At 72.0% G+C, this 19,651-nt stretch carries 17 protein-coding genes; 4 read left to right on the top strand and 13 right to left on the bottom strand.

Annotation, left to right across the window (positions count from 1 at the left end):
* Positions 1-123: 123 nt before the first annotated feature.
* Positions 124-1,254, top strand: a complete 1,131-nt coding sequence (locus LR393_RS19780; RefSeq protein WP_231485476.1) for an Mrp/NBP35 family ATP-binding protein — start codon at positions 124-126, stop codon at positions 1,252-1,254.
* Positions 1,255-1,405: 151 nt separating this feature from the next.
* Here the strand turns inward: LR393_RS19780 and LR393_RS19775 are convergent, their stop codons facing one another.
* The 4 genes from LR393_RS19775 to sigE all read right to left on the bottom strand — a co-directional run bounded on the left by LR393_RS19775 (position 1,406) and on the right by sigE (position 5,629).
* Positions 1,406-1,855: a Sec-independent protein translocase family protein gene (locus LR393_RS19775; protein ID WP_231485474.1), complete on the bottom strand. Its 450-nt coding sequence runs from the start codon at positions 1,853-1,855 to the stop codon at positions 1,406-1,408.
* A gap of 70 nt (positions 1,856-1,925) precedes the next feature.
* A complete protein-coding gene (locus tag LR393_RS19770; RefSeq protein WP_231485473.1) occupies positions 1,926-3,326 on the bottom strand; it encodes a S1C family serine protease in 1,401 nt (466 codons plus the stop codon).
* Positions 3,327-4,373: 1,047 nt separating this feature from the next.
* On the bottom strand, positions 4,374-4,961 hold the full coding sequence (locus LR393_RS19765; protein ID WP_231485472.1) for a zf-HC2 domain-containing protein: 588 nt from the start codon (positions 4,959-4,961) through the stop codon (positions 4,374-4,376).
* Positions 4,958-5,629, bottom strand: a complete 672-nt coding sequence (gene sigE, locus LR393_RS19760; protein ID WP_407937337.1) for an RNA polymerase sigma factor SigE — start codon at positions 5,627-5,629, stop codon at positions 4,958-4,960. Before sigE ends, LR393_RS19765 begins: the two co-directional genes overlap by 4 nt.
* Positions 5,630-6,216: 587 nt before the next feature.
* Between sigE and LR393_RS19755 the strand changes: the two genes are divergently transcribed.
* Positions 6,217-6,900 (top strand): O-methyltransferase, encoded by a 684-nt coding sequence (locus LR393_RS19755; protein ID WP_231485470.1) that lies wholly within the window; start codon positions 6,217-6,219, stop codon positions 6,898-6,900.
* 146 nt (positions 6,901-7,046) lie between these two features.
* Entirely contained in the window at positions 7,047-7,649 is a 603-nt protein-coding gene (locus tag LR393_RS19750) for a hypothetical protein (RefSeq protein WP_231485469.1), read from the top strand.
* 40 nt (positions 7,650-7,689) lie between these two features.
* On the opposite strand, the gene LR393_RS19745 is transcribed toward LR393_RS19750, so the two are convergent.
* The 9 genes from LR393_RS19745 to LR393_RS19705 form a co-directional block, all read right to left on the bottom strand.
* Positions 7,690-9,198, bottom strand: a complete 1,509-nt coding sequence (locus LR393_RS19745; RefSeq protein WP_231485468.1) for a leucyl aminopeptidase — start codon at positions 9,196-9,198, stop codon at positions 7,690-7,692.
* 87 nt (positions 9,199-9,285) lie between these two features.
* Positions 9,286-9,453 (bottom strand): DUF3117 domain-containing protein, encoded by a 168-nt coding sequence (locus LR393_RS19740; protein ID WP_231485466.1) that lies wholly within the window; start codon positions 9,451-9,453, stop codon positions 9,286-9,288.
* A gap of 259 nt (positions 9,454-9,712) precedes the next feature.
* Positions 9,713-10,366 carry a DNA-3-methyladenine glycosylase I gene (locus LR393_RS19735; protein WP_331282964.1) on the bottom strand — a complete coding sequence of 218 codons (654 nt, stop codon included), beginning with the start codon at positions 10,364-10,366 and terminating at the stop codon, positions 9,713-9,715.
* A complete protein-coding gene (locus LR393_RS19730; RefSeq protein WP_231485465.1) occupies positions 10,359-10,982 on the bottom strand; it encodes an SRPBCC family protein in 624 nt (207 codons plus the stop codon). Before LR393_RS19730 ends, LR393_RS19735 begins: the two co-directional genes overlap by 8 nt.
* On the bottom strand, positions 10,982-11,764 hold the full coding sequence (locus LR393_RS19725) for a DivIVA domain-containing protein (RefSeq protein WP_231485463.1): 783 nt from the start codon (positions 11,762-11,764) through the stop codon (positions 10,982-10,984). The genes LR393_RS19730 and LR393_RS19725 overlap by 1 nt, the downstream gene beginning before the upstream one ends.
* A 47-nt stretch (positions 11,765-11,811) precedes the next feature.
* Positions 11,812-12,768, bottom strand: coding sequence for a glucosyl-3-phosphoglycerate synthase (locus tag LR393_RS19720; protein ID WP_231485462.1), 957 nt, complete (start codon positions 12,766-12,768; stop codon positions 11,812-11,814).
* 92 nt (positions 12,769-12,860) lie between these two features.
* On the bottom strand, positions 12,861-13,685 hold the full coding sequence (folP, locus tag LR393_RS19715) for a dihydropteroate synthase (RefSeq protein WP_269327559.1): 825 nt from the start codon (positions 13,683-13,685) through the stop codon (positions 12,861-12,863).
* Between the two features lie 68 nt (positions 13,686-13,753).
* Complete coding sequence (locus tag LR393_RS19710) at positions 13,754-14,347, bottom strand: LOG family protein (RefSeq protein ID WP_231485458.1); 594 nt, start codon at positions 14,345-14,347, stop codon at positions 13,754-13,756.
* Between the two features lie 22 nt (positions 14,348-14,369).
* On the bottom strand, positions 14,370-15,164 hold the full coding sequence (locus LR393_RS19705) for an LOG family protein (RefSeq protein WP_231485456.1): 795 nt from the start codon (positions 15,162-15,164) through the stop codon (positions 14,370-14,372).
* A gap of 168 nt (positions 15,165-15,332) precedes the next feature.
* Here LR393_RS19705 and LR393_RS19700 point away from each other — a divergent pair, with 168 nt between their 5' ends.
* A complete protein-coding gene (locus LR393_RS19700; RefSeq protein ID WP_231485455.1) occupies positions 15,333-19,190 on the top strand; it encodes a GGDEF domain-containing protein in 3,858 nt (1,285 codons plus the stop codon).
* The last annotated feature ends 461 nt before the right edge of the window (positions 19,191-19,651 follow it).

Genomic DNA, 19,651 nt, shown 5'->3' with positions numbered 1-19,651 from the left:
CAAATGTGGGCGCCCCCAGGCCCGAAACCATCCTCCGGGAAATCCTGCCATCCCGCGCGCCGAATCGTTGTCCGAGGACTGTCCGCGTGCTCGGGCTCCTCCGGAGGGTCATACCATCGACTCATGCCAGCGCCGCTGCTAGATGCCGTCCACGCCGCTCTCTCCACGGTCAACGATCCCGAGATCCGTCGTCCGATCACCGAACTCGACATGGTCGAATCCGTCGACGTCGACGGCTCCACGGTCCGGGTCAACGTGCTGCTGACGGTCGCCGGCTGCCCCATGAAAGACCGGCTCACGGCCGATGTTAAGGCCGCCGTCCTGGAGGTCGCCGGGGTCTCGGAGGTCGGGGTCTCGCTCGGGGTGATGTCCGACGACCAGCGCGGCACGCTGCGCGAGAAGCTGCGCGGGGGCCAGGCCACCAAGGAGATCCCGTTCGCCCGACCCGGCTCGCTGACCCGTATCTACGCGGTCGCGTCGGGCAAGGGCGGTGTGGGCAAGTCGTCGGTCACGGTCAACCTGGCCGCGGCGATGGCGGCCGACGGGCTCTCCGTGGGTGTGCTCGACGCCGACGTCTACGGCTTCTCGGTGCCCCGCATGCTCGGTGTGGACCGTCCGCCCACGCGCATGGACGACATGATCCTGCCGCCGGTCTCGCACGACGTGAAGATCATCTCGATCGGCATGTTCGTGCCCGGCAACCAGCCGGTGGTGTGGCGCGGGCCGATGCTGCACCGGGCGCTGGAGCAGTTCCTCACCGACGTGTTCTGGGGCGACCTCGACGTGCTCCTGCTCGACCTGCCGCCGGGCACCGGTGACATCGCGATCAGCACGGCCCAGTTGCTGCCGACCGCGGAGATCCTGGTCGTCACCACACCGCAGACCGCCGCGGCCGAGGTGGCCGAGCGGGCGGGGTCGATCGCGTTGCAGACCAAGCAGCAGATCGTCGGTGTGGTGGAGAACATGTCCTGGCTGGAGCAGCCCGACGGCACCCGGCTGGAGATCTTCGGGTCCGGCGGGGGCCAGGCCGTGGCCGACTCCCTCGGGCAGTCGATCGGCGCGCCGGTGCCGCTGCTCGGCCAGATCCCGCTCGACGTCTCACTGCGTGAGGGGGGCGACACCGGGGTGCCCGTCGTGCGCTCCCACCCCGACAGCGCCGCCGCCGTGGCGCTCTCGGCCGTGGCCCGCAAGCTCGGGCACCGCGCCCGGGGGCTGGCTGGGCGTTCGCTCGGTCTGACGCCGGCCGGTCGCTGAGCCTCTTCTCCCCCACGCGTGAGAGCCCCCCGCAGATCTGCGGGGGGCTCTCACGCGTTGACGGCCACCTTTTCCGTTCGTGATCATGCGAACCTTCCCCGGGGAAGGTTCGCATGATCACGAACAGGAAGAGGATCCCTCGGTCACCGCGCTAGGTGGCGTCCGGGTCGAACGCCGGGGTACCGGCCGGCGGCTTGGTCTTTTCACCCATCGCGTCGGCGCTCTCACTGCTGGAGGACGCCGTCGAGCGTTGGGCGCGGCCGTTCGCCGAGGTGCCGTTCCCACCCGGGTCGAGGTCTTCCCTGGTGTAACCGTTCTGCTTCAGACCCAGCGGGTCGTCCGGGTCCCAGGCTTCGCTGAGTGCCTCCCGCACGATGCGACGAGGGTCGTACTGGCGCGGATCGAGCTTCTGCCAGTCGATGTCGTCGAACTCGGGGCCGAGTTCCTCCCGCACCTGGCGAGAAGCGCCCTGGGCCATGTTGCGCAGCTGGACCACGATACGGGCCAGGCCCTGGGCGTACTGCGGCAGCCGCTCCGGGCCGAGCACGACCGCAGCCACCGCCGCGAGGACGATGAACTCCGCCGGATTGATACCGAACACGATGCGAGACTAAGCGCTGCCGAGCGGAAGTCCAACCGCCCGGGGCCCGGCATCATCACTGGCCTGACGCTCAGTCACTGGACGCACTGAGTTTCACCTCGACCTCTTTCTCGCTGCCCCCGTTACGACGGATGGTCAGCTTGACGGTGTCCCCCGGCTTCTCGGCGCGGATCGCGACGATCAGCTCGTCCGGAGCCGTCACCGGCCGGCCGTTGAACTTGGTGATGACGTCGCCCGCCTTGATACCCGCGTCGGCGGCCGGGCCGCCCGGCGTGACCGGCTGCTGGCCGCCGGTCACGCCGGTGGCCACCTGGACGCCCTGCCCGGTGTAGTTCTGGGTGAGCGAGACGCCGATGATCGGGTGATCGGCCTTGCCGGTCTGGATCAGCTGCTCGGCCGTGCGCTGGGCCTGGTTGCTCGGGATCGCGAAACCCAGCCCGATGCTGCCCGAGGTGCTGCTGCCCGTGGTGTCGGGCACCCGGGCGATCGCCGAGTTCACCGCGATCACGTGACCGGCCGAGTTCACCAGTGGACCGCCGGAGTTACCCGGGTTGATCGCCGCGTCGGTCTGGATCGCGTTGATGAACGCCGGGCTGTCGCCCCCGCCCGCCGCGACCGGGCGGTTCAGCGCGCTCACGATGCCCGTGGTGACCGTGCCCTGCAGTCCGAGCGGGGCTCCGATCGCCACCACCGGGTCGCCGACCTGGGTCTGGTCGGAGTCGCCGAACGTGAGTTCCTGCAGACCCTTCGCCTTCACCTTGACCACGGCCAGGTCGTAGGAGGCGTCGGCCCCTACCAGCGTGCCCTTGGCCTGGGTGCCGTCCTGGAACACGACCCGGATCGTCGAGTCGGTGGCGTCACCGCTCTCGGCCGTGACCACGTGGTTGTTCGTCAGGATGTAACCGTTCTCGGAGTCGATCACGAAGCCCGAGCCGGTGCCCTCGGCACTGGCCGAGGTGACCTCGAGCGACACCACGGCCGGCGTCACGGCCGAGGCCACCGCGGTGACCTCGCCGGCCGTCTGGTCGCGATTGTCCTTCACCGGTTCCGGCAGATTCAGCGTCGGCGCCCGGCCACTGGAGTCGGCCACGTCGTCGTAGAGCGCGCTGCCGCCGAAACCGCCCAGCACCCCGGCGAGCAGGCCGACGCCGAGGGCCGCGGCGATGAGCGAGGCCCGGCCCGACGAGCGGCCGTTGGCCCGGCCCGGGGGTACGGGCGGCGGGTTGCCCCAGCTCGGCTGCATCCCGGGCACCAGCGACTGACCGTACGGCTGGTCCGGCTGATTCGGCTGATTCGGCTGATTCGGCTGATTCGGCTGGCCATAGCCGTACTGCGACTGCGGACCGGTCGGGGAACCAGTGCCGCCCGAGGAGTTAGGAGCGGCCTGGAAGTTCGGGCCGGTCTGGGGGTTGGGGCCGGTCGGCTGGCCCTGGGAGTCGCCGAGGTCGGCGGACCAGCTCGCGCCGGACAACGGCGCACCGCTCGGTGACGACCAGGCGCTCGGCGGGGACTGAGGCGCGCGGAAGACCGGGGTATGAGGGCTCGGCGAACCCGGCTGGCTCGGCGAACCCGGCTGGCTCGGCGAACCCGGCTGACCCGGCGAACCGGCCTCGCCCTGCGAGCCGAGCTGACCCGGCGAACCGAGCGGGCCCTGCGAGCTCGACTGACCGTACGAATCAGACTGGCCCCGCGAATCGAACTGGCCCTGCGGGCCCGACAAGCTCTGCGAACCCGGCTCACCCTGCGAGCCGGACTGACCCGGCGAACCGAGCTGGTCCTGGGGGCCGAGCGAGCTCTGTAGGCCTAGCTGGCTCTGCGGTGCAGATAGTCCTGGTGATGCGGACGAGCCCTGGCCCGCCGGCGGGCCTTGCGGCGAGGGCAGGCCCTGCGGGTGAGCCGTCTGGCCGGTGCCGTACTGCGGCTGCGGGGCGGTCGGGGAATCCTCGCCGGTCCGGTCGGGGGTCGGACCACTGCTCGCGCTGCCGCCCGGAGACTGCGGGTAGGCGCTCCAGCTCGGGGTCGGCGGGGTCTGATCCCGCGGCTCCTCCGGGCCGGACCCGTCCGAGGACCGTGCCTGGTCCAGCGGACGGAAGTGCTGCGACTGTTCCGGGGAACGCCCGGCCGGCGTCTGGTCCTGGCCGTCGGCCCGCGGGTGGTCCGAACCACCGTCGCGTGGGTGGTCCTGCCCGCTGACGGAGGGGCGCTCGGCGGTGTCGTCCCGGTTCGAGCCGTAACGGTTCAGGTCGTTGCGGCTCAGGTCGTCACGGTTCGCACCCGGCCCTGCGGCCTGGGTCGGCTCCGAGGACGACGGGCCATCCTGTTCCTGGGACGCGTCTTTCCTGGGCGCCCAGTAGACCTGCTCGTCCTGTGACGGGCGGTCTTCGTCAGTCATCCCTGCTCCTCGCGGGTGGGGCTCATGAGCGTGCCGGCGGCCGCACTCGGGCCGAACCCAACTCTGACACGCCTGCCTGCGGGCCGCGCATCGGACACCGGTCGCAGGGGCACCGGGCCGCGAGGATCAGCGCCCGCCGAGACCGGTCCAGTGGTTCTGCGAACCGAACGGGCTGACATCGGTGGTGGCGATGTACCGCACCACGAAGCTGTCCACGGGGGTCACCACGTCGGCCGCGCTGACCGCATGACTGGCCACGCCGCCCCCGACCCCGACACCGACCAGGCAGGCCGCGCCCACCAGAGTGGCGGCCACCCGGCGCTGGGGCCTGGACAACCGGCTGTGACGCTGCCCGAAGGCCGCGTCCTTACGGTTCGGCGGAGCGGGCGTCGAGAACACCCGCACATCCCGGCGACCGGCCGGGCGGGTGCTCACGCCGGGCGAGACGAACGCCGGACGCGGGCTGCCCGGCACATGTTCGCGCCGCGGCGGGAGAGGGCCCGACGGGCCGCCCATCTCGAGCAGGTTGCGCAGGAAGTCATCGCCGGGCTCCGGCATCGTCAGGCTGACCAGACGCTGCTTCATCAGCCGTTCGACCTCGAGCGCGTCCCGGCATTCCTGACAGTCGGCAAGATGCCTGAGCGCACGGTCTGCGGCGAAGCCCTCGACCTCACCGTCGACCAGCTCACTCAGACGCCCACCGAGATGACTCATGGAGCCACCTGCGCGGCGGGCTGCGCGACGCTCTCGGTGCTCTCGGTGCTCCGGCTGAAGACCGGGGCGGCCGGCCGGCGGTGCGCGAGTTCCTCACGCAGCAGAGCCCGGCCGCGGTGAATTCGCGAGCGCACCGTGCCGAGCTTCACGTCCAGCGTGGCGGCGATCTCCTCGTAGGAGAGCCCCTCGATGTCGCAGAGCACCACCGCGGCGCGGAAGTCCGGCGGCAGGGCGTCGAGCGCACGCTGCACGTCGTAGTCAAGGTTGTTGTGCTCCCAGGCCCGCTCCGGGCCGGCCTCGCGGCCGGGGAGCCGGTCGGTGACCTCGTCGGTCAGGTTGTCGAACCGGATGCGCTGCTTGCGGCGCGCCTGGTCGAGGAAGAGGTTCGTGGTGATGCGGTGCAGCCAGCCCTCGAAGGTGCCCGGGGTGTACGAGGAGAGCGAGCGGAAGACGCGGACGAACACCTCCTGCGTGAGGTCTTCGGCGTCGTGCTGGTTGCCCGTCAGGCGGTAGGCGAGCCGGTAGACCCGGGTGGAGTGCTCACGGACGATCGAATCCCAGCTCGGGGGCGTCCAGGCAACCTCCGCGGGAGCCACCGGCGCGGCCGCGGCGCGCTCGACCGCGAGCGGGGCGACAGCCGGCGCCGGCTGCGGTGCCTCGTGCGGCAGCCCGGTCCCCTCGGACGGTGCGAAGCGTGATTCACCCACGCCGGTGACCGCCCGGTCCTGCGTGCGACCCCGACCGAACAGCCTCAGCGGGAACGACCCCGCAGGTATCGCGTACGCCGACACCCTGCCTCCTATCCTCGCTCACCGTCGGAGCCTCATGCCCCTGCGGTGAGCGCCTCTCGCTCAACTGGTCCCAACGCATCACTTGGGTGACACGTTCCCGATCGATACGAACAGACGCTTCCAGCCGTACCCGGGAGTTTGCTGGGAATTCGGTGCCGCCGGCCTGACGGTCACCCGTTCGCCCGGATCTCGTGCTCTTCACCGTGTCCCCTGTCTGCGACGACCCGGTGCCGGTCTCGGTGCCACCACGTCCGTCCGCGAGATCCATCCTCGACGAGCCCACCCGCGTCCACCATCAGGCCAACCCCCGGCCCGACCCTGAGGTACCCCTGCAGCGCCGGTGGTACACGACCCCCGCCGGCTCCCCCGGCCGTGGTGCCGGGACGGCGGCCGCGGCGCGTCGTGTAACCCGTCCGCAGTAGATGGGGCTCCGCAGGGATGGAGCACTACGCTGTGGGGGTCCGGTGCGGAAACGTCCCCACCGGCGCACCTGCACACCGCCACTGGAGCCAGCGATCAAAGCCCCGACGCCCGCGAGCTGGGCCTACGCCGAGACGTTCGTCCCCGAGGACGACGTGCTGGCCCGCGCCCGCGCCCGCGCGGACGAGCTGGGCTGCTCCGCGATCGCTCCCGGGGCGGGGGCCGCGCTGGGTGTCGTGGCGGCCGCGCTGAAGGCCCGCGCGGTGGTCGAGATCGGCACCGGCACCGGCGTCAGCGCCCTGTACCTGCTACGCGGCATGCCCGTCGACGGCGTGCTCACCACGATCGACGTCGAGGTGGAGAACCAGCGGGCCGCCCGCGAGGCGTTCGCCGAGGCGGGCATCCGCCCCAACCGCACCCGGATGATTCCCGGGCACGCCCTCGACGTCCTGCCCCGGCTCACCGACTCCGCGTACGACCTGGTGCTGCTGGAGGCCGGGGCCCTGGATGTCGACGAGTACCTGGAACAGGCCGTCCGGCTGCTGCGTCCCGGCGGTGCGCTGGCCGTGGACAACGCGCTCCACCGCGACCGGGTCGCCGACCCGGCCCAGCGCGACCCGATGACCACTTCCATCCGCGAGCTGGGCAAGGCTGTGCGCGACCACGAGCAGCTCCTGCCGGCCCTGTTGCCGACCGGGGGCGGTCTGTTGCTGGCGGTGAAACGCTGAGCGGCGCGGCCGGGGGCCGGCACAGCGCGCGGCCACCCGGGCACGCGCAGGGGCCCGGGCACGCGCAGGGGCCCGGGCACGCGCAGGGCGACGAGCCGCAGCCGCACGGGGCTTCCGAACCCGAACCGGCCCCGCAGACCGGTTCCATGCAGGTCATCAGCCCGCTCCTGGACTCCCCCGGCTTTCGCGGCATCGACCTGGGCACCGTTCCCCAGACTGATCCGGTTCCCTCGGCCCCGGCCCCCTCAGCGCCTGAGCCCCCGCCGGTTCCTCCGGCCCACCAGAGCCACCAGGCTCCCCGGCGCATCGATCTGACCCAGTACGACCAGGAGCCCTCGGTCGTCGACCTCACCGGGCCCGACGACGGCCTGACCGAGGAAGAGCGCAGCGGGCACTACCGCACCGGCCCGATCGACCCGAACCGGGCCACGGCGCCGCGCCGGCTCATGCGCGGTGGCGAGCAGCTCAGCGTCATGGTCGGGCACCGCCTACTGGTCGGCATCACGTTCCTCGACGAGTCGGGCAACGTCACCAACGCCCGGCAGTTCTGCGGTCGGGTCCTCGAGGTGGCCGACGGCGTCGTCACGGTGGAGCATCCCGGCGAGCCCGAGCCCGCGGTGCTCCCGGCCGACACCGGCGCCTACCGCAAGGCCTCGACCGGCCGCTACACCCTGCGCGACACCGGCGAGATCATCGTCGACCCGGACTTCATCAGCACCTGGCAGGTCGCCGCGGTCGAGGGCGACTGACCCCGGAGCCTCCCGGCTGCGGCCACTCGGGAGAACCCGCCTACCGCAGGCTCTCGAGCCAGCGCAGCAGCAGGCGGGTACCGAAACCGGTTGCCCCGCGCGTGACCTCGTTCTCGTCCCGGTCGGACCGGGACGGGCCGGCAATGTCGAGGTGGGCCCAGCGGGCACCGGCGGTGAACTCGCGCAGGAACAGCGCCGCCGTGATCGAGCCGCCACCACTGGTCTGCGCCCCACGGCCGGGGACATGCCGGATGTCGGCGACGGACGATTCGAGCACCGGGCGGTAGTCCTCGACCAGAGGCATGCGCCAGACCTGCTCGCCGCTGCCGGTGGCAGCCTCGGTCAGGGCGCCGGCCAGCCGGTCGGTGGTGCTGTAGAGCGCGGCGTGCCGCTTGCCCAGGCCGACCCCGGCCGCGCCGGTCAGTGTGGCGATGTCGACGAGCACGTCGGGATCGAGGTTGCGCACGGCGTAGGCCAGGCCGTCGGCCAGCACCAGGCGGCCCTCGGCGTCGGTGTCGAGGATCTCCACCGTGCGCCCGCCGTAGGTGGTGACGACGTCGCCGGGCCGGTAGGAGCCGGCGCCGAAGGCGTTCTCGGCCAGGGGGAGCAGCCCGGTCACCGGGCGGCGGACCCCGACCTCGGGACAGGCCAGCAGGGCGGCCAGCACCGCGGCCGCCCCGGACATGTCGGTCTTCATCGGCACCATGGACAGGCGCGGCTTGATCGAGATGCCGCCGGTGTCGAAGGTGATGCCCTTGCCGACCAGCACGACGGGCTTGCGTCGGCGCCCGCCCTCCGGCCGGTAGTCGATGCGGACGAACCGCGGCGGCGTGGCCGAGCCGGAGCCGACGGCCAGCAGCCCACCGAACCCCTCGTCGGCCAGCCTGGACTCGTCCCAGATCTGCACGTCGAGCCCGGCGGCGGCACCGAGATCGGCAGCCTGCCCGGCCAGCCACGCGGGGTTCTTCAGGTTGGCCGGTGTCTCGGCCAGGTCGCGAGCCAGCACCGTGGCCCGGGCGTGGGCCCGGCCCCGGTCGAGCCCGATCGCCGGATGACCGCCGACCAGGGTCAGTTGTGCGGCCGGAGACGATTCCGCCCGTGATTTCAGGCCCGCGCTGGGAGGCGTGTAGCCCCCGAGCACGAAGCCCTCGACCACTGCGCGCGCACCCTCGGTCGAATAACCGTCACCGAGGGTGGTCATGACATGGCGGCGACCGCGCGCTTTCCGAGCCAGCGCAGCCGCCGCACGACGAAGGTCACGAGCAGAACCCGTGCCGATCCCGACCAGCACGAACCGCTGCGGCAGCCCGTCCGGGGCCATCACCGGCACCCGCACGATCTCGCCCGGACCCGCTTTCACCCGCTCTGCCACGAGCACCGACGCCAGATCGACGCCGTAGGCGGCCGCGACCTGATCGCCGTGCCGGTCCGCGACGACCGAACCATCGGCCTTGCGGACCGACACCGCGATCAGGTCGACATCGTCCGTCTCCCGGACTGCGGAAACGAGTGATCCGGACCTGTTCGTGACGCTGGTCTGAGGTCCCACGCGGGGTGTCACCTCTACCCGTGCCACCGCAACCATCTGCCGCCCGACCTCCGTCGCACCGGCCGGCAGGTCTGCCGGCCGACCTTGTTAGCTACCTATTGCCTTGAGTGCGTCGCCCAGCTCACTCGCCTCTGTGGCGGACATCTCAACCACCAGCCGGCCGCCACCTTCAAGAGGAACGCGCATCACGATGCCGCGCCCTTCCTTCGTGACCTCCAGCGGTCCGTCGCCGGTCCTCGGCTTCATGGCCGCCATCTGGCTCCCCTTCCTCGGCGCGACTCCCGATCTTGGGAATCGCTGAATGCTATGGGCACAACACCCGCCGCCTACCCGTGCAAAGCACGGAGCGTGACTTCGAGCATTATCCCGCTTACCGGTTCCACTACGAAACGCGGTGACCCAGGCGGGCTCCGTACGTCTCATTTTGCTGCCACTGCGACCCGCAATGCAGGATTTGCGACCCACGAGAGGTTTCTTGCATCGGCTGGTGTCATGAATTTTGTCATGACACGGCTCACCCGCGCCTGCCCACAGCGACAGGTGCGCCCTTTTTCACCACCGCGTCACCCCCGGAGAGGGCCCGCGCGTGGCAGCCGGAGAAGTGGTCGTTCACCAGCCCGCACGCCTGCATCGCCGCGTAGGCCGTGGTCGGCCCGACGAACGCGAAGCCGTGCTTCTTCAGCGCCTTGGCCAGCGCCGTCGACTCCGGCGTCGTGGCCACCACATCAGCCGCGACCCGGGGCGCCGGGGCCGGCCTGTCCGGGGCGAAGGACCAGATCAGGGCATCGAGCCCACCCTCCACCGTCTCCCTCACCTCGAGCACCGCCCGGGCGTTCCGGATCGCCGCGGCGATCTTGGCCCGATTGCGGACGATGCCCGCATCTCCCATCAGCCGGGTCACGTCGTCCTCGCCGAACGCCGCGACCCTCTCCGGGTCGAACGCGCTGAACGCCGCCCGGAAGTTCTCCCGTTTGCGCAGAATCGTGATCCAGGCCAGCCCCGACTGGAACGCCTCCAGCGTGACGCGCTCGAAGAGCGGCGACTCGCCGTGCACGGCCCGGCCCCATTCCTGGTCGTGATAGGCCCGGTAGTCCGCGCTGGACGTGCCCCAGGAACAGCGCTTGAGGCCGTCGTCACCCAGGACCAGTGCCGCTCGTGTCTCACCCACGAATGCCCACTTCCCCCTCGATGTCCCGCCCCAGCTTCCGCAGCGCCGTGCCGTACCCGGCCTTCGCCACCGCCCCCACGAGGGGCCCGGCGAACCGGGTGACGAACTCCGGCACCACGCGGATCTCCTCGGTCCAGACCAGACGCGTACCCGGCGAAGACCCGGCCGCCCCGATCGGTCCGCCCGACTCACCGGAACCGGCCGATCCACCAGGGTTTCCGGCCGTTGCGCCAGATCCAGCCGGTCCACCAGAGGGTCTGGCCAGTCCGCCCGCCGCAGCCGTCGGCCACAACTCGGCCTCGGCCCATCCCTTCACGACGCGCCCGGTCTTGGTGACCCGGAACCGGGCCGGACCCACAGGCGGTTCCCCGATCACCTCCTCACCGGAGACCTGCGCCGCCGGGGGCTCGAACTCGTCGATGCGCATCGAGTCGTCGAAGGCCAATGGCCCGATCCCGGTACGGGCCACGAACACGGAGCCCACCTGATCCGGCGCCCCGATGACGCGGATGCTCGTCAGCGGGACCATCCGCCCGTGCGCCGACCAGTCGGTCAGCCGGGCCCACACCACGGGCACGGGCGCCGCGATCGACACCTCCACCCGGAAACGCGCCATCAGGACCGGTCTTCCGGACGGGGCCGGAACTCACCGGTCGCCGCATCGCCCGCGGCCCGGCGCCGCGGCCGCCGCATCGGGCCCGTGCCGGGCCCGGTCAGCGGGTCGCTGGTCCCCGCCGGAGCACCGGCACCGGGGGCCGGGATCGATCCGGTGACCGGACCGGACGCCGGGAACGAACCCGTTCCCGGACCGGACGCCGGAGCTTCCCAGGAACCGGTGCCCGAATCTGATGCCGGGAACGAACCCGTTTCCGGCCCGGAGCCACGGAGCGACCCGGTACCCGGTCCGGAGGACGGCTGATCTCCCGAGGGCTGCGAACCCGTGGTCGATAACGAACCGGTTCCGGGGGCATGAGCTCCTGGGGCTTCGAACGAGCCGGTTCCGGGGCCGCCGGTGCCGGGCGTCGCGCCCTGATCGCGAGGGGTCTGCGACATCTCGACCGGGACGATGCCCTCACCGGTCGTGGTCACCGCGCCCCCGGCCCGGCCCCGGGCCAGCTGCAGACGGGCGGACTTCTCCTGCGCCACCTGGGCCCGTAGACGGTCGACCTCTATCGCCAGGGTGTCGAGCGCGGCGTCTACCTGGTCCATCCGGTAGCCGCGGAAGCCCTGGACGAATCGCAGGGAGGCCACGTCGCGCCCGGTGACGCCCTCGGCGGGCAGGGCGCGGGCGGGCACGGTCTGGGCCGGCTCGTCGAGTCCGCCCCGGATGACGCCGGTGGCGACGGCGATCACCCCGGCGACCACGGCGAGGGTCAGCAGCACCATCAGCAAGGTCACGGATCAGATCGTCCCACGGGGTACCGACAGTTCCGTATTTCGCACAGCTATCTGCTGGTCAGAGTGTCTCTCATCGGCCCACGACCAGTCCGCTCCACCCGGCGGACCACCGGGAACCAGCCGGAACCGGCCGGCTCGCCCTCGGCGAACTGGACCAGGTCCACGGGCCGGGGACCCGGGTCCACCCCGGCGCGGTCCAGCACCACGGCGAGAATCTCCGAGGCCATCACGCCCAGGTCGGCGAGATCGCGGTTGCGGTGCTTGCGCACCCCCAGGTCGACCTGACCGATGGCGTCCAGCCCGGCGAGCCGGAAAGTGTCCATGAGCAGCGCGATCTCCACCCCGTAGCCACCCGCGAAGGGCAACCGGGCGAGCAGGTCGCGCCGGGCGGCGTACTCCCCGCCCAGCGGCTGCACCACCCCGCTGAGCTGCGGTGCGAAGCGGGCCAGCAGAGGACGCGCCATCAGTTCGGTGACCCGCCCACCACCACTGCGGTGCTCGGTCGTCGCCATCCGCAGCGGCCGCCGGTAGAAGCCCTTCACCAGCTGCACGCCCGGCTCGGTCAGCAGCGGCCCGACCAGGCCCACGACCACTTCGGGGCCGACCTCGACCAGGTCCGCGTCGACGAAGACGATCAGGTCGCCCCGGGTCGCGGCCAGCGAGCGCCACAGCACCTCACCCTTGCCGGGCCGGGGGGCCAGGCCGGGCAGCGCCTCGTCGAGCCGGACGACCCGGGCACCGGCCGCGACCGCCCTCTCAGCCGTGCGATCGGTGCAGCCACCGTCCATGACCACCACCTCGTCCACCAGTTCCCCGGCGGCCCGCACCGCGGAGACCACCCCCGCGACCGTCCCCTCCTCGTTCAGTGCGGGCAGCACCACGCTGACGGTACGGCCGCGTTTGGCCTCCACCAGCTCGGCGGCGCTCCAGGGCACCGGCTGCCAGGTGCGCCGGGCGAACCAGCCGGCCACCTCGGCCGGGAGGCCAACCGCGTCCTCAAACAAACCCGACGCGTCCTTGAACACACCCGACGCGCCCCCCGGAAGCCCACCCGTGTCCTCCGACCAACCACCCGCGTCCACAGGCACCCCATCACTCACGCGAGCCCCCGCACCGCGCGGGCCGGCGGGCGTTCACCCCGGATGCTGGCCACCATGTCGATGGCGCGGCGGCTCGCGGCGACGTCGTGCACGCGGAACACCTTCGCCCCGCCCCAGGCCGCGACCGCGGTGGCCGCGAGCGTGCCCTCGAGCCGGTCGTCCACGCCGAGATCCAGCGTCTCGCCGACGAAGTCCTTGCGGGACAACGACATCAGCACCGGATGCCCGAGCGCGACGAGATCTTCGGTGCGACGCAGCAGGGCCAGACCGTGCCAGGTGTTCTTGCCAAAGTCGTGGGTGGGGTCGAGCAGCAGCGACTCCCCCGGCACCCCGGCGTCCACCGCCCGGCGGGCGTTGCCCGCCAGCACCGCCAGCACGTCGTCCACCACGCCCTCGGGGTCGGTGCCGTAGCCGACCCGGTGCGGACGCGTGCGGGGCACGGCCCCGCCGGTGTGCGAGATGACCAGGCCGGCGCCGGTGGACGCGGCGATCGCGGGCAGCTCCGGGTCGTGGCCGGCCCAGGTGTCGTTGATCAGGTCAGCCCCCGCGGCGCAGGCCTCACGAGCCACCTCGGCCCGCCAGGTGTCCACGCTGAGCAGCAGATTCGGGTGGTCGGAACGGATCCGGGCCAGGAACGGCACGACCCGGCGCAGCTCCTCGGCGATGTCCACCTCGGTACCGGGACCGGCCTTGACCCCGCCGATGTCGACGATGTCCGCGCCCTCGGCCTCGGCGCGGGCGACGGCCTCGGCCGCGCGGTCGGCGTCGATCATCCGGTTGGCGGCGTAGAACGAGTCCGGCGTGCGGTTGATGACCGCCATCACCACGGGGACGCCGGGCGCGAAGTCCCGTCCGCCGAGCCGGAGCCGGGCGGAGGGGGCGGGAACGGTCACGGGGCCGACTCCACCTGGTCGGTGAGGGTAGGAGTGACGGCGGGGTCGCCCAGGCGCTGCTCGATCGCCGCCACGGCCTCGTCGACGCCGGTGGTCCAGACCAGCGCCGAGGCCGCGTCGTCGTGCAGGAACCCCTCGTCGCTCAGCCTGCGGATCAGCTCGTGCAAGGGCGCATAGAGGCCCGTCGGGTCGAGCACCACCACCGGCTTGGCGTGCATGCCGAGGGACGCGGCGGTCCAGACCTCGGTCAGCTCCTCCAGGGTGCCGATGCCGCCGGGCAGGGTCAGGAAGGCGTCGGCCAGCTCGTCCATCCGGCCCTTACGGCTGCGCATGTCCGGCGTGACGATCAGCTCGTCCGAGTCGTGGTCGGCGACCTCCCGGTCGAGGAGGGCCTGCGGGATGACGCCGATGGTGTGCCGGCCGCCGTCACGCACCGCCTGCGCCACGGCGCCCATCATCGACACCGAGCCGCCGCCGGAGACCAGGTCGTGCCCCCGGGCCGCGAGCGCGGCCCCGACCCGGGAGGCGAGTTCGACATAGCTGGGGTCGATCGTCAGGGACGACGCGCAAAAAACACAGATCCGGGCCACCGGGCCATTGTCGCCCGCCGGTTCAGGAGGTCGTGGCGGGGTCACCCGAGGCGGCGTGTTCGGACCGGGCGGCGACCATGAGCGACACGGCCTTCTCCACGTCGTCGGTGATCGTGATCAGCTCGAGGTCGGCAGCCTTGATCATGCCGCGCTCCAGCACCGGCCCGGCCAGCCAGTCCATCATTCCCTGCCAGTAGTCGGTGCCCAGCAGCACGATCGGGAACGAGGTGACCTTGCGGGTCTGCACCAGCACGAGCGCCTCGAACAGCTCGTCGAAGGTGCCGAAACCACCTGGCAGCACGATGAATCCCTGCGCATATTTAACGAACATGGTCTTCCGGGCGAAGAAGTAGCGGAAGTGCACGCCGAGATTGACCCACTGGTTCATGCCCTGCTCGAAGGGCAGCTCGATACCCAGCCCGACCGAGACCCCACCGGCCGCGTGCGCACCCTGGTTGGCGCCGGCCATGGCACCCGGACCGCCGCCCGTGATGACCGCGAAGCCCGACTCGACCAGGGCTCGCCCGACTTCCTGGGCCAGTTCGTAGTCGGGGTGCGAGGGCTGCGTGCGGGCCGACCCGAACACGCTGATGGCCGGGCCGAGCTCGGCCAGCGATCCGAAGCCCTCGACGAACTCGGCCTGGATGCGCATGACCCGCCAGGGGTCGGTGTGCACCCAGTCGCTCGCCCCGCGGCTGTCGAGAAGCCGCTGGTCAGTGGTGGAACCGGGAACCAGGTCACCGCGCAGCGTGGTCGGGCCGGAGGTGTACTGCCCTTCGGCCTTCTGCGGAACTGTGCCGTTCGATCGCGTGCTCATTGAGTTGACGGTAGGCGGTCCGCGGCACAGCGCCACACCGCAACACCGCTGACAACACCCGTCCCTGGGGTCACGAATCGTCAGGGAAGGTGACGCTGAGCCCAACACCAGGAAATTCAGGCCCCGAGCACTCGAGCCACGAGCTCAAACCCGGATAGTGTGCGGCACGTGCGCGGTCTACCGGAGGAGCTGACCCGGGACGGCGTGTCCCCGCTGGCCGACGTCGAGAAACTGGTCGTCGAGGGTCGGTACGGGCGCGCTGATCTCGCCCTTCGGCGACTCGAGGCGCTGATCCCCAGCCTGGCCCAGACCGCGGACGACGAGACGCTGCTGCTGGCTCTCTACGGCCGCGCTGTTCTGCTGCGCCGGCTCGGGGGCGGGCACCAGACCGCGATCGCCGCCTGCGACGTGCTGGAACGCGCAGCTCACGAGCGTCAGGCCGGGCTCTGGGCCGCGATCGCCTGCGCCACCCGCGCCCAGTTCCGCGTCGACTCCGGCGACATCGGCGGGGCGACCGCCGACCTGGCCCGCGCCGACTCGGCCCTGGCGGGCGACGAGCTCACCGACGAGAGCGGCTACCGGCTGCTGAACGGCCTGGCCGTGGTCTACGCCGGGCTGCGACTGCAGGACCGCGCCGACGAGATGCGCACCCGCATCGAGCACACCGTCTCCTCCCGCAGCACCCTGGACCGCGCCGAGCACTGGGCCACCTGGGCCACCGAGCTGGCCGCCCGGGCGATGGAACCGCTGGCCGGCGGCGCGCAGGACCCCCAGCAAGAACTGATGAGCCGTGCGGTCGAACTGGCCACCAAGGTCGACAACCTGCCGGAGGACGCGGTTCCCGGCACCCTGCGTCGCGGGGGTAACGGGGTGCGGGCCCTGGCGGCCGCGTACCGCGGCCGGCCGTCCGAGGCACTGCGTCTGCTCGGCCCCGACGCCTTCGGCACGGTGGGCGACCTGCCTGCCGCCGAACGCCAGATCATCTCGCTGGCCGCGATGCGGGCCCACGCCCTGGTCGGTTCGCTGGCCACGGCCCGCAGCCTCGACGACGCCGCGATCTCCCCGCCGGCCACCCTGCCCAACCTGGTGCTGGAGGTCTGCCGCACCCGCGAGCGGCTGTGGCTGGAGACCTACGCCAACGGCGAGGTCGTACCGGTGCTGCACCGGATGACCGAACTGCTGGTGCGCCTGGGCTGGCGCGGCATGGACCTGGTTGCCGACACCGCCCGGCAGGCCCTGGAGCACCAGGCCCTGCGGACCGAGAGCCGCACCGACGCCCTGACCGGGGTCGGCAACCGCCGCGCCCTCGACGAGGAACTGCGTCAGCTGCTGCGTTTCGGCCCCTTGCCGCTCGCCCTGATCCTGGTCGACGTCGACCACTTCAAGGAGATCAACGACCGTTTCACCCACGTGGTCGCCGACGAGGTGCTGCGCCGGGTCGCCGCCAGCCTGTCGCTGCAGCTGCGCACCGACGACCAGCTGCTGCGGTACGGCGGCGACGAGTTCGTGGTGCTGCTGCCCGGCACCGGCGACGAAGAGGCCAACGCGGTCGCCGAGCGGATGCGCGTGGCCGTGGACGCGCGACCGTGGAACGAGCTCGCCGACGGCCTCGAGGTGAGCATCTCCACCGGTTGCGCGGCGGTCTGGTCGCTGTCCGGGCGACGCCCCGACGCGGATGCCGAGAAGCTGTTCCGGCGCGCCGACGAGCGGCTCCTGGCCGCCAAGCGGGAGCGCCCGGGCGATCACGAGGTTCGCTCGCTCATCGGTCCGGCCAGCCCCGGCTGGGGTGACGAGTCCACGGACGACGTGGCCGCCGTGTCGATGCCGCCCACGCCCAGCCGCACGCTGGGCGCCGAGGTGCTCGGCCCGCACAGCCGCCCCGGATCGCCCCACCCCGCCCCGCAGGTACTCAACGGCGGCCGGCGGTCGAGCGACCCGCACTTCGACGCGGACCAGGACGCGGCCACGCCGACCGGCACCCCGGTCAACGGCACACCCGTCAACGGCACCCCCGTCAACGGTGTTCACCTCAACGGCACGCCGGTCAACGGCATCGACCTGCGCCTGCCGCCCCCCGGCGACCCGGGCCTGACCGATGCCCCCGCCGACCGCGAGATCACGAAGGGGCCGGCCTCTTCCGAGATCAGCCGGTTCGCCGGCACCGACTCGGGCTCCAACTCGGCGACACCCCCGCCCGCCGGTAGCCGGCGTTCCCGCCGCGCCGCGCGGGACGCCGAGGCGCACTCGCCGATGAACGGCATCTCGGTGGAGAAGCAGCAGGCCGAGGCCGCCGCCGAGGCGGTCGCGGCCCGGCAGGCGGCCGATGCCCGGGAGCGTCGGGCGCGGGAAGAGGCGGAGAAGGCCGAGCTCGAGGCCCAGCGCCGCGAGAAGGAAGAGCGAGAGCGCATCGAGGCTGAGGCCCGCCGGCTCGCCGAGCAGATGGATCGTGAACGGCGTGAGGCCGAGGCCCGCGCCGAGGCGGAACGCCGCGAGCGGGAGCGTCAGGCGGCCTTCGCCCGGGCCGAGGCCGAACGCCTCGAGGCCGAACGGGTCGAACGCGAGCGCATCGAGCGCGAACGGGAGCGGGCCGAACGCGAGCGCATCGAGGCCGAACGGGTCGAGCGGGAACGGGTCGAGGCCGAACGGCGTGAGCGGGAACGCCGCCGTCTGGAGGCCGAGCGCCGCGAGCGGGTCGAGGCCGAGCGCCGTGAGGCCGAGGCCCGCGCCAAGGCCGAAGCCGAACGTCTCGAACGCGAACGCCTCGAACGAGAACGGAAAGAAGCCGAGGCCCGCGCCAAGGCCGAAGCCGAGCGCCTCGAACGCGAACGCCTCGAACGAGAACGGAAAGAAGCCGAGGCCCGCGCCAAGGCCGAAGCCGAGCGCCTCGAACGCGAACGCCTCGAACGAGAACGGAAAGAAGCCGAAGCCCGCGCCAAGGCCGAGGCCGAGGCCCGGGCGAAGGCCGAGCGCCTCGCCGCGGAGAAGGCCGAGAAGGAACGCCTGGAGAAGGAGCGTCAGGCCGCCCTGGCCAAGGCCGAGGCCGAGCGTCTGGAGAAGCAGCGCGCCGAGCGGGAGCGCCGCATCCACGAGGCCCGTGAACGGGCCGCCGCGGCTCGTCGTGAGCGTGAGGCCCGCGAGCGCGCCGAGCGTGAGGAGGCCGAGAAGGTCGCCCGCGAGCAGGCTGCCCGCGAGGAGTCCGAGCGCCACCGCCTGGAAGAGGTGCGCCGCGCCGCCGAGGAGATCCGCCGCGAGGCCTACGAGCGGGCCGCCAAGCTGGCCGCCTCGGCGTCGACCTCCAGCAGCACGTGGCCGACCGCGCAGGGCCCGCACACCGGTGGCTGGATGATGCCGTCCGCCGCCGCGCTGGAGTCCCCGACCACGCCCTCCGCCCCCATCCCGGACTCCCTGGCGCCCCCCAACGACCCGTCCCGCAGCGAGCCGAACCGCCGCGAGCGCCGTCCCGCCGCGGCCCCGTCCGAGTCCGATCGCCGTTTCCAGGAGACCGCCGCCCAGATCTACCGGCCGGACCCGAACCTGGGCCCGTCCACCGAGACCATCCGGGCCCTCAGCGACCCGCTGAACGATCCGCTGCCGGGCCAGTCCCACAGCAGCGCCCCGTCAGCCGGTGACAGCTACTCCGGCTCCTCCTACGGCAGCGGCCCGGACTACCCGTCGTCAGGCTCGTACTCCGGTGGCTACAGCGGCAGTGGCGCCTACCCGAACGGCTCCCAGTCGGCTCTGCCCGCGCTCCCCGCCGCCCCGGCTCCGCCCCCGCCGGCCGCCCCCTCGCCGTACAGCAACACCCCGGACGAGTCCCAGGCCCCCTGGCGTCCCTCCGCAGCCGACCCGTGGGGTGCGGGCCCGCGGAAGGGCACCGGCTGGTCCGAGGACGACGAGATCGACGTGCGCGACGACCAGGGCCAGCTCCCGGGCACCGGTAACCGCGACCAGTCCGGCCCTTCCACGTCCCGCCAGGCGATCATCGACCTCTCGGCCCGCCGCCGGCACCGCAGTCCCAACGACTGACCCGACAATGAGGGACGGCCCGACTGGCTGACGCCGTCGGCCTCCCTCGAGTTCCCCAGGCGAGGAGCACGCAACCGTGCTCTCTTCCTCTGCGCCCCCCTTCGTCGGGGGCTCGCCGGGCGGGAACGCGCCACCCCCCATCCCCTTCGTGATCATGCAAAACCTCCCCGGCGTTCTAGAACTCCCTCCGCAAGAGTTCTAGAAGTTTGGGTAGGTTTTGCATGATCACGGACAAGAGAAGGGGGTCGGCCACGCGCCACCACGCAGGCTGACCCGCGCCTCGACGCGCACTCTCACCGCACTCAACTCAGGGGGCGCTTGAGCAGCCCACATCTCAGGACTTCCCTGTCCACCCTCCTCGGCGAACGCTCGTTGCACTCGCCAGGTGCACAAAAGGTCATATTGCGCTCTAATCACTCTTAATTAAACCTATGCGTGAGCAAGATGTAACGGTGCGGCAC

It is taken from the genome of Kineosporia mesophila (genome assembly GCF_021129235.1).
Classification (GTDB): Bacteria; Actinomycetota; Actinomycetes; order Actinomycetales; family Kineosporiaceae; genus Kineosporia; species Kineosporia mesophila.
This window is presented reverse-complemented; position numbering and strand designations above follow the sequence as displayed.